The organism is Pantoea sp. CTOTU49201, assembly GCF_032054795.1.
Lineage (GTDB): Bacteria > Pseudomonadota > Gammaproteobacteria > Enterobacterales > Enterobacteriaceae > Pantoea > Pantoea symbiotica.
In genome coordinates this window covers 1-9788 of sequence record NZ_DAMBSA010000153.1, presented here as the reverse complement: position 1 = coordinate 9788, position 9788 = coordinate 1, and the positions used below count along the sequence as shown (strand labels likewise).

The window sequence follows — 9788 nt, the reverse complement described above, 5'->3', positions numbered from 1 at the left end:
GTACTTCCACCGTCACCAGCGGAGCCTGAACTCCCAGCGCAGCTCGTGTTAATACCTTCGATAAAGACATAACCGCTCCTTGTTGTCCTTATCATCAAAGCAGCCAGACAGATGAACAATGGCTTACTACTCAACTTCAGAGCCAGATTCCTTACATTCACTGATAATTGCCGGTCTTTCACTGAAAATCAGAGCCTGCTCGTAAACTCCAAATGAAGATTACGACGCGGGCGTTATGAATTTTTATCACAAATGTAAATAACCTTTTACTTACAATGTGATAACGCACAGCCGCCAGCGCCGTCATAAAAATTTCCAATGAAAATTATTGTCAATGACGTGCTAACTATGATAACTCTGTAGGTATTACTTCGAACAATCGAAAAAACAAACAACACATGAAAGCCCTTCTACAAGTGATTAGCCTAGTCGTGATTAGCGTGGTGGTGATTATTATCCCACCGTGCGGGGCATCGCTTGGAGAAAGAAAGGCTTAAAAATCAAGTCTGGAATTCCAAAAACCCCCGCACCGAAAGGTCCGGGGGTTTTTTTTTAACCAGGCTAAATATCAGCAAATTAGCGAGGAACAGATTATGAGCAGTAGCATAAAATTCTGTTGTTCCCCTAGGAATACAGGAGAATAACCATGACAGGTGCACAGTGGGTAGTTCAGGCTTTACGCGCGCAGGGCGTCGATACAGTGTTTGGCTATCCTGGCGGCGCAATCATGCCAGTGTACGATGCGCTCTACGATGGCGGCGTGGAACACCTACTGTGCCGTCATGAGCAGGGTGCGGTGATGGCGGCCATTGGTTATGCCCGTGCAACCGGCAAGACTGGCGTCTGTATCGCCACCTCGGGGCCGGGCGCCACCAACCTGATCACCGGTCTGGCGGATGCGATGATGGATTCGATCCCGGTTGTAGCGATCACCGGCCAGGTCTCATCGGCCTTTATCGGTACCGACGCCTTCCAGGAAATTGACGTTCTCGGTTTATCCTTAGCCTGCACCAAACACAGTTTCCTCGTTGAATCGCTTGATGATTTACCTTCAGTGATGGCAGAAGCTTTTGCCATCGCACAATCGGGTCGTCCCGGCCCGGTTCTGGTTGATATCCCAAAAGACATTCAGATTGCCAACGGCGAACTGACGCCACATCTGCTGCCGGTTGAGGAACAAGTCAGCCACTCAGCGCAGCATATTGCGGAGGCGCGCGCATTGATGGCGGAGTCGCAGAAGCCGATGCTGTATATCGGTGGCGGCGTTGGCATGGCGCAGGCGGTTCCTGCCTTACGTGCCATGGCGCAGGAAACCGGCATCCCGATGGTTTCCACCCTGAAAGGGCTCGGCAGCGCGGATGCCAGCAGCGATCTCTATCTCGGCATGCTGGGCATGCATGGCACCAAAGCCGCTAACCTCGCAGTACAATCCTGTGATTTGCTGATTGCAGTTGGCGCGCGTTTTGACGACCGCGTCACTGGCAAGCTGGATACCTTCGCCCCGCACGCCAGTGTTATCCATATCGATATCGATCCTGCCGAACTGAACAAACTGCGCCGCGCGCACGTTTCACTGCAGGGTGATATGAATCAGGTGCTGCCCGCACTGAGCATGCCAATGCACATTGATGGCTGGCGCAAAGAAGTCAGCGCGATGAAAAGCGAGTTTGACTGGCGTTACGATCACCCAGGCGAAGCAATCTACGCGCCGTTGTTGCTGAAGCAGTTGTCCGATCGTAAAGCGGATAGCGCCGTGGTCACCACCGACGTCGGCCAGCACCAGATGTGGGCCGCACAGCACATGAGTTTCACCGCGCCAGAAAACTTCATCACCTCCAGCGGCCTCGGCACCATGGGCTTTGGCTTGCCGGCTGCAATTGGTGCGCAGGTTGCGCGTCCTGAAGATACGGTTATCTGCGTATCTGGTGATGGCTCCATCATGATGAACATTCAGGAGCTGGGCACCATCAAGCGCGGCAAACTGCCGGTGAAAATCCTGCTGCTGGATAACCAGCGTCTCGGCATGGTGCGCCAGTGGCAGCAACTGTTCTTTGATGGTCGCTACAGCGAAACCATTCTGACCGATAACCCCGATTTCCTCACGCTGGCCAGCGCCTTTGATATCCCAGGCCAGCGCATTAGCCGTAAAGATCAGGTCGACGCCGCCCTCGATGCTCTGCTGAACAGTGAAGGTCCTTACTTCTTGCATGTTTCGATAGATGAGCATGAAAACGTCTGGCCATTGGTACCGCCGGGTGCCAGCAACGCAAACATGATGGAGAAAACCGCATGAATCAGCATCAATTGTCTATCGAAGCCCGCTTTCGTCCTGAAATATTGGAGCGCATTTTGCGTGTCGTGCGTCACCGTGGTTTCCAGGTGTGTGCGATGAATATGGCCTCTGCGGTCAATGCGGAGAACATTAATATCGAAATGACCGTTGCCAGCCAACGCTCAGTCGATTTACTGTCTTCGCAGTTAAGCAAACTTATGGATGTCGCTTGCGTCGAGATCCAACAACAGACAACACAACAAATCCGCGCATAGTCGCCAAAGGAAAAAGCAATGAGTACGAAGAAAGCAGACTTTATTTGGTTCAATGGTGAGATGGTTAAGTGGGAAGACGCCAAGGTCAGCGTTATGTCTCACGCTTTGCACTACGGTACTTCTGTGTTTGAAGGCGTGCGTTGCTACGACTCACACAAAGGTCCAGTGGTGTTCCGCCACCGTGAGCACATGAAGCGTCTGCATGAATCCGCCAAAATTTACCGTTTCCCGATTAAAGCCAGCGTTGATGAGTTGATGGAAGCGTGCCGCGAAGTGATCCGCGTGAACAAACTGAAAAGCGCTTATATCCGTCCGCTGGCCTTCGTCGGTGACGTGGGTCTGGGTGTGAACCCGCCAGATGGCTACACCACCGATGTAATCATCGCCGCCTTCCCTTGGGGTGCTTACCTGGGCGCTGAAGCGCTGGAAAACGGTATCGACGCCATGGTTTCTTCGTGGAACCGCGTTGCACCAAACACCTTGCCGACCGCCGCAAAAGCGGGTGGTAACTATCTTTCTTCTCTGCTGGTCGGTAGCGAAGCGCGCCGCCACGGCTATCAGGAAGGTATCGCCCTCGACACCAACGGCTATATTTCAGAAGGTGCTGGTGAAAACTTGTTCGAAGTGAAAGATGGCATTCTGTTCACGCCACCGTTCACCTCTTCAGCGCTGCCGGGCATCACCCGTGACGCCATCATCAAGCTGGCGCAAGACATGGGTATCGAAGTGCGTGAGCAGGTTCTGTCGCGCGAATCTCTGTATCTGGCAGACGAAGTCTTCATGTCAGGTACTGCAGCGGAGATCACTCCGGTGCGTAGCGTCGACGGCATTCAGGTCGGCGAAGGTAAACGTGGTCCGGTCACCGGTCGTATCCAGAAGGCATTCTTTGGCCTGTTCACTGGCGAGACGGAAGACAAGTGGGGCTGGTTGGATCCGGTTAACGCATAACGAGATTTTTTGCGGGCGTCAGATGGCGCTCGCAACCTGATTATTACTGGAGTAAATAGAGCATGCCTAAGTACCGTTCCGCCACCACCACCCATGGACGTAACATGGCCGGTGCCCGTGCCTTGTGGCGCGCGACAGGAATGACCGACGACGATTTCGGTAAACCGATTATCGCCGTGGTCAACTCATTCACCCAATTCGTACCGGGCCACGTGCACCTGCGCGATCTTGGCAAACTGGTTGCTGAGGAAATCGAAGCAGCCGGCGGCGTGGCTAAAGAGTTCAACACCATTGCGGTGGATGACGGTATCGCCATGGGTCATGGCGGCATGCTGTATTCACTGCCTTCACGCGAGCTAATTGCCGATTCAGTGGAGTACATGGTCAACGCGCACTGCGCCGATGCCATGGTCTGTATCTCCAACTGCGACAAAATCACCCCAGGCATGCTGATGGCGTCACTGCGCCTCAACATTCCGGTGATCTTTGTGTCTGGCGGCCCGATGGAAGCCGGTAAAACCAAACTGTCTGATCAAATCATCAAGCTGGATCTGGTTGATGCAATGATTCAGGGCGCCAACCCGAACGTCAGCGATGCCGACAGCGATCAGATCGAACGCTCTGCTTGCCCAACCTGCGGTTCCTGTTCCGGTATGTTCACCGCCAACTCGATGAACTGTCTGACCGAAGCGCTGGGCTTGTCGCAGCCAGGTAACGGTTCACTGCTGGCCACGCACGCCGATCGTAAAGAGCTGTTCATCAATGCCGGTAAGCGCATCGTTAGCCTGACCAAACGTTATTACGAGCAGGATGACGTCAACATGCTGCCGCGTAACATCGCCACCAAAGCAGCGTTCGAGAATGCGATGACGCTGGATATCGCCATGGGCGGTTCCACCAACACCGTGCTGCACCTGCTGGCAGCCGCGCTGGAAGGCGAAATCGACTTCAACATTTCCGATATCGATCGCTTGTCTCGCAAAGTGCCGCAGCTGTGTAAAGTGGCACCAAGTACGCCGAAATATCACATGGAAGATGTGCACCGTGCGGGTGGCGTTATCGCCATTCTCGGTGAGTTGGATCGCGCCGGTTTGATCGACACCAGCGCGCGCAACATTCTTCAGCAGAGCATGCGTGAAACCCTGGATCAGTACGACATCATGCTGACCAAAGATCAGGCGGTGAAGGATATGTTCCGCGCCGGTCCTGCTGGTATTCGTACCACCAAGGCGTTCTCGCAGAATTGCCGTTGGGACACGCTGGATGACGATCGTGCCGAAGGTTGTATTCGTACTCGCGAACACGCTTACTCGCAGGATGGCGGCTTAGCCGTGCTCTACGGCAACATCGCGGAAGATGGCTGCATCGTTAAAACCGCGGGCGTAGACAAAGAGATCCTCACCTTCAAAGGCCCGGCCAAAGTGTACGAAAGCCAGGATGATGCGGTTGAAGCAATTCTTGGCGGCAAAGTGGTGGCTGGCGATGTCGTAGTAATCCGCTACGAAGGACCGAAAGGCGGACCGGGCATGCAGGAAATGCTCTATCCAACCACCTATCTGAAATCCATGGGCCTCGGCAAAAGCTGCGCACTGATCACCGATGGTCGCTTCTCTGGCGGTACGTCGGGCTTGTCGATTGGTCACGCCTCTCCGGAAGCGGCGAGCGGCGGCACCATCGCGCTGGTGAAAGATGGCGACATGATTGAAATCGATATCCCGAACCGTGGCATCAAGCTGGCGGTACCGGATAACGAACTGCACGCACGTCGTGAAGAAGAGCAAGCGCGTGGCGATGCGGCTTATACCCCGCACGGCCGTGTACGTGAAGTCTCCTTTGCCCTGCGCGCCTATGCATCACTGGCGACCAGCGCTGACAAAGGCGCGGTGCGCGATAAGTCTAAGCTGGGAGGCTAACCAATGGCTGAGTCTCAACCGCTCTCCGCAAAGCCAAACGGCGCGGAGTATTTGCGCGCAGTGCTGCGTTCACCGGTGTATGAAATTGCCCAGGTGACGCCGCTGCAAAAAATGGAAAAAATTTCATCGCGTCTTGGCAACACCATTCTGGTGAAGCGTGAAGATCGTCAGCCGGTGCACAGCTTCAAGCTGCGCGGGGCTTACGCGATGATTGCCGGGCTGAACGAAGAGCAAAAAGCGCGCGGCGTGGTGACGGCTTCGGCCGGCAACCATGCGCAGGGCGTGGCGCTCTCGGCCAGCACGCTTGGCATCAAATCACTGATTGTGATGCCGCTGGCCACGGCAGACATCAAGGTTGATGCAGTACGCGCATTTGGCGGTGAGGCTTATCTGTTTGGTGCCAACTTCGACGAGGCGAAAGCCAAAGCGATTGAGCTGTCAGAGCAGCAGGGTTACACCTTCGTTCATCCGTTTGACCATCCGGCGGTGATCGCCGGGCAGGGCACGCTGGCGATGGAGTTGCTGCAGCAGGATGCGCATCTCGATCGCGTCTTCGTGCCGGTCGGCGGCGGCGGTCTGGCGGCGGGCGTGGCAGTGCTGATCAAACAGCTGATGCCACAGATCAAAGTGATCGCCGTGGAGTCGGAAGATTCGGCCTGTCTTAAGGCGGCGCTGGATGCCGGAGAGCCGGTAGATTTGGCGCGCGTGGGCTTGTTTGCTGAAGGCGTAGCAGTCAAACGCATCGGCAGCGAAACCTTCCGCCTGTGTCAGGAGTATCTCGATGACATCATCACCGTGGATAGCGATGCGATTTGCGCAGCGGTGAAAGATCTGTTCGAAGATGTGCGCGCCGTGGCGGAACCTTCTGGTGCGCTGGCGCTGGCGGGAATGAAGAAGTACATCCAGCTGCACGACATCAAAGGCGAGCGCCTGGCGCACGTGTTGTCGGGTGCCAACGTGAACTTCCACGGCTTGCGCTATGTCTCCGAGCGTTGCGAACTGGGCGAACAGCGTGAAGCGCTGCTGGCGGTCACCATTCCAGAGCAGCAGGGCAGTTTCCTCAAGTTCTGTCAGACCATCGGCGGGCGCTCCATCACCGAGTTCAACTATCGTTACGCGGATGCGGATAACGCCTGCATTTTCGTCGGCGTGCGCTTAACGCGCGGGCTGGAGGAGCGCAGTGAGATCATCAGCCAGCTGAGCGAAGCCGGTTATAACGTGGTGGATCTGTCGGATGATGAAATGGCCAAGCTGCACGTGCGTTACATGGTGGGTGGACGCCCATCGAAGCCGCTGCACGAACGCCTGTTTAGCTTTGAATTCCCGGAAGCACCGGGCGCGCTGCTGAAGTTCCTGCAGACGCTTGGCGCGCACTGGAATATCTCACTGTTCCATTATCGCAGTCACGGCACCGATTACGGTCGCGTGCTGGCGGCGTTTGAAGCTAACGATCAAGAACCGGATTTCGAAACCCATCTCACCGCGTTGGGCTACGAATGGCATGACGAAGCGAACAACCCGGCGTTCCGTTTCTTCCTCGCCGGGCAGTAATTACAGCTGGTGCCAGAACGCATTGATAAGCGGCTCTCCGAGCCGCTTTTTTTGTACGCAAACGCCGAGTTCCAGCGGCGCGACAGACTCCACATTCTCCAGCGTTAATACGCGATTGCGCACCGGTTCCGGGCTGTTCTCCAGCACCACATCCGGCAACAGCGCAATACCGCATCCCAGCGCCACCATCGACACAATCGCTTCATGACCAGAAACCGTGGCATAAATCTGTGGATTGGGAATGCGCTGGCGGCGGAACCATAAATCGATACCACGGCGCGCAGGTCCTTGTTCCGGCAGGATAAACGGAATCTGCGCCCAATCGGGTTGCTCCTGCGTTGCCTGATTGCGTACCGGACAAGGGAGCGCTGGGGCGATCAGCACCAGCGGAATCAGGCCCAGTGGCGTAAAATCTATGCTGGCGGGCAGCGATTCAGGGCGACCGGCAATGGCGAGATCGGCATCACCGGATTGCACCATCTCAATCGCATCGGCGGCATCACCGGTAGTAAGTTTGATCTCTACCTGCGGATGTTCAGCGCGAAAGCGATCGAGAATCGGCGGCAGATGGCTGTAAGCGGCGGTCACCGAGCAGAACAGGCGCAGCTCGCCGCTCAGTGAAGGGCCGTTAAGATCCATCACATGCCGTAGCTGCTGATATTGCAGCAACGTCTGCTGCGCAAACTGGCGCAGGCGCTCACCGGCTTCGGTCAGCGTCACGGTGCGGTTATCACGCAGGAACAGCGCGTGACCGACATCCTCTTCCAGGCGCTGAATCTGGCGCGATAGGGTTGAAGGGCTGACGTGCATGGCACGCGCGGTGCGACCAAAGTGGCAACTTTCAGCCAGATGAAGGAAGAGTTTCAGGTCTCGTAAATCCATGCGCGTATCGCCTCAAGGTTATATTGCAAATTATGCAATGTGACCTTGCTAATATATCAATTTAAGCAACGGATTTCCTGTCATATGATGGGGTCATTCGCGGCGTAACATACAACGTCGTTACTGAACAAAAACAAACACAACATCTAACCGGAGTACCCATGGCTAATTACTTCAACACATTGAATCTGCGCAACCAGTTAGCGCAGCTGGGCAAATGTCGTTTCATGTCACGCGACGAATTCGCAGATGGCGCTAGCTTCCTGAAAGGCAAGAAAGTGGTCATCGTTGGTTGTGGTGCTCAGGGTCTGAACCAGGGCCTGAACATGCGTGATTCCGGTCTGGACGTGGCGTATGCCCTGCGTGCTGAAGCGATTGCTGAGAAGCGTGCCTCTTTCCGCAAAGCGACCGATAACGGCTTTAAAGTCGGTACTTACGAAGAGCTGATCCCACAGGCCGATCTGGTGGTTAACCTGACGCCAGACAAGCAGCACTCTGCGGTAGTTCAGGCTGTTCAGCCGCTGATGAAAGATGGCGCTGCGCTGGGTTACTCACACGGTTTCAACATCGTTGAAGTGGGCGAAACCATTCGTAAAGACATCACCGTAGTGATGGTGGCACCGAAGTGCCCGGGTACTGAAGTACGTGAAGAGTACAAGCGTGGTTTCGGTGTTCCTACGCTGATCGCCGTTCACCCGGAAAACGATCCAAAAGGCGAAGGCATGGCGATTGCTAAAGCCTGGGCAGCAGCGACCGGCGGCGACCGCGCGGGCGTGCTGGAATCTTCCTTCGTTGCGGAAGTGAAATCTGACCTGATGGGCGAGCAGACCATTCTGTGCGGCATGTTGCAGGCCGGTTCTCTGCTGTGCTTCGACAAGCTGGTGGCTGAAGGTCACGACGCGGCTTACACCGAAAAACTGATTCAGTTCGGCTGGGAAACCATCACCGAATCACTGAAGTTCGGCGGCATTACGCTGATGATGGATCGCCTGTCTAACCCGGCGAAAATCCGTGCGTACGCGCTGTCTGAGCAGCTGAAAACCATCATGGCTCCGCTGTTCCAGAAGCACATGGATGACATCATCTCTGGTGAATTCTCTTCAGGCATGATGGCTGACTGGGCTAACGACGACAAAAACCTGCTGACCTGGCGTGAAGAGACCGGCGCAACCGCATTCGAAAACGCACCGCAGTTTGATGGCAAAATCGAAGAGCAGGAATATTACGACAAAGGCGTTGTGATGGTTGCAATGGTGAAAGCAGGCGTTGAACTGGCGTTCGAAACCATGGTTGACGCGGGCATCATCGAAGAGTCGGCTTACTACGAATCACTGCACGAGCTGCCGCTGATTGCTAACACCATCGCACGTAAGCGTCTGTATGAGATGAACGTGGTTATCTCTGATACCGCAGAATACGGTAACTACCTGTTCTCCTTCGCGGCAGTTCCACTGCTGAAAGAGTTCATGACCACGCTGCAGCCGGGCGATCTGGGCAAAGCAGTTGAAGGTACTCAGGTTGATAACGCACAGCTGCGTGACGTCAACGAAGCCGTTCGTCAGCATCCAATCGAATCTGTAGGCCGCAAACTGCGTGGCTACATGACCGATATGAAACGTATCGCTGTCGCTGGCTAAGCCACGCGCGACACAGTTTTCAGCACAACAAAAAACCCCGGCTTGCCGGGGTTTTTTTTTATTGGTGCTCGCTGTTGCTCCAGGTATGTGCTCGGTGTCCCCCTCCTCGGTCCTCCCCCATGAATGGGGGAGGAAGATGCTGCTATATGGTAGTTCTGAAGCTGCATGTGGCAGCGTCTCCTTCCCCCGCTAGCGGGGGAAGGCCGGGATGGGGGACAGCGAGCACGTTCCAAGACAGCCAGCACGCTCTAACTCACCTGACCCACAATCTGCAAATTCGCCTCATCGGGCACTTCGTTATACGACAGCA

The 9788-nt window shown here is 55.3% G+C and carries 8 protein-coding genes; 7 read left to right on the top strand and 1 reads right to left on the bottom strand.

The window, feature by feature from the left end; translation table 11 throughout:
* Positions 1-398 precede the first annotated feature (398 nt).
* The 6 genes from ilvL to ilvA all read left to right on the top strand — a co-directional run bounded on the left by ilvL (position 399) and on the right by ilvA (position 6959).
* The gene (ilvL, locus tag RTY00_RS12365; RefSeq protein WP_071531048.1) at positions 399-497 is read left to right on the top strand and encodes an ilv operon leader peptide; all 99 of its coding nucleotides are present in this window, start codon (positions 399-401) and stop codon (positions 495-497) included.
* A gap of 149 nt (positions 498-646) precedes the next feature.
* On the top strand, positions 647-2293 hold the full coding sequence (ilvG, locus tag RTY00_RS12360) for an acetolactate synthase 2 catalytic subunit (protein ID WP_312664651.1): 1647 nt from the start codon (positions 647-649) through the stop codon (positions 2291-2293).
* On the top strand, positions 2290-2547 hold the full coding sequence (gene ilvM / locus RTY00_RS12355) for an acetolactate synthase 2 small subunit (RefSeq protein ID WP_008106624.1): 258 nt from the start codon (positions 2290-2292) through the stop codon (positions 2545-2547). The genes ilvG and ilvM overlap by 4 nt, the downstream gene beginning before the upstream one ends.
* Positions 2548-2565: 18 nt before the next feature.
* The gene (locus RTY00_RS12350; RefSeq protein WP_007888821.1) at positions 2566-3495 is read left to right on the top strand and encodes a branched-chain amino acid transaminase; all 930 of its coding nucleotides are present in this window, start codon (positions 2566-2568) and stop codon (positions 3493-3495) included.
* A 62-nt stretch (positions 3496-3557) separates the two neighbouring features.
* Positions 3558-5408, top strand: a complete 1851-nt coding sequence (gene ilvD / locus RTY00_RS12345; RefSeq protein WP_061719837.1) for a dihydroxy-acid dehydratase — start codon at positions 3558-3560, stop codon at positions 5406-5408.
* 3 nt (positions 5409-5411) lie between these two features.
* Positions 5412-6959, top strand: coding sequence for a threonine ammonia-lyase, biosynthetic (gene ilvA / locus RTY00_RS12340; RefSeq protein ID WP_312664650.1), 1548 nt, complete (start codon positions 5412-5414; stop codon positions 6957-6959).
* Here the strand turns inward: ilvA and ilvY are convergent, their stop codons facing one another.
* The gene (gene ilvY, locus RTY00_RS12335) at positions 6960-7841 is read right to left on the bottom strand and encodes an HTH-type transcriptional activator IlvY (protein WP_008106630.1); all 882 of its coding nucleotides are present in this window, start codon (positions 7839-7841) and stop codon (positions 6960-6962) included.
* A gap of 161 nt (positions 7842-8002) precedes the next feature.
* Here ilvY and ilvC point away from each other — a divergent pair, with 161 nt between their 5' ends.
* On the top strand, positions 8003-9478 hold the full coding sequence (gene ilvC, locus RTY00_RS12330; protein ID WP_008106632.1) for a ketol-acid reductoisomerase: 1476 nt from the start codon (positions 8003-8005) through the stop codon (positions 9476-9478).
* Positions 9479-9788 lie beyond the last annotated feature (310 nt).

Coding starts and splice junctions, on each gene's coding strand:
- ilvL (WP_071531048.1), top strand. CDS start 399: ATGAAAGCCCTTCTACAAGTGATTAGCCTAGTCGTGATTAGCGTGGTG.
- ilvG (WP_312664651.1), top strand. CDS start 647: ATGACAGGTGCACAGTGGGTAGTTCAGGCTTTACGCGCGCAGGGCGTC.
- ilvM (WP_008106624.1), top strand. CDS start 2,290: ATGAATCAGCATCAATTGTCTATCGAAGCCCGCTTTCGTCCTGAAATA.
- RTY00_RS12350 (WP_007888821.1), top strand. CDS start 2,566: ATGAGTACGAAGAAAGCAGACTTTATTTGGTTCAATGGTGAGATGGTT.
- ilvD (WP_061719837.1), top strand. CDS start 3,558: ATGCCTAAGTACCGTTCCGCCACCACCACCCATGGACGTAACATGGCC.
- ilvA (WP_312664650.1), top strand. CDS start 5,412: ATGGCTGAGTCTCAACCGCTCTCCGCAAAGCCAAACGGCGCGGAGTAT.
- ilvY (WP_008106630.1), bottom strand. CDS start 7,841: ATGGATTTACGAGACCTGAAACTCTTCCTTCATCTGGCTGAAAGTTGC.
- ilvC (WP_008106632.1), top strand. CDS start 8,003: ATGGCTAATTACTTCAACACATTGAATCTGCGCAACCAGTTAGCGCAG.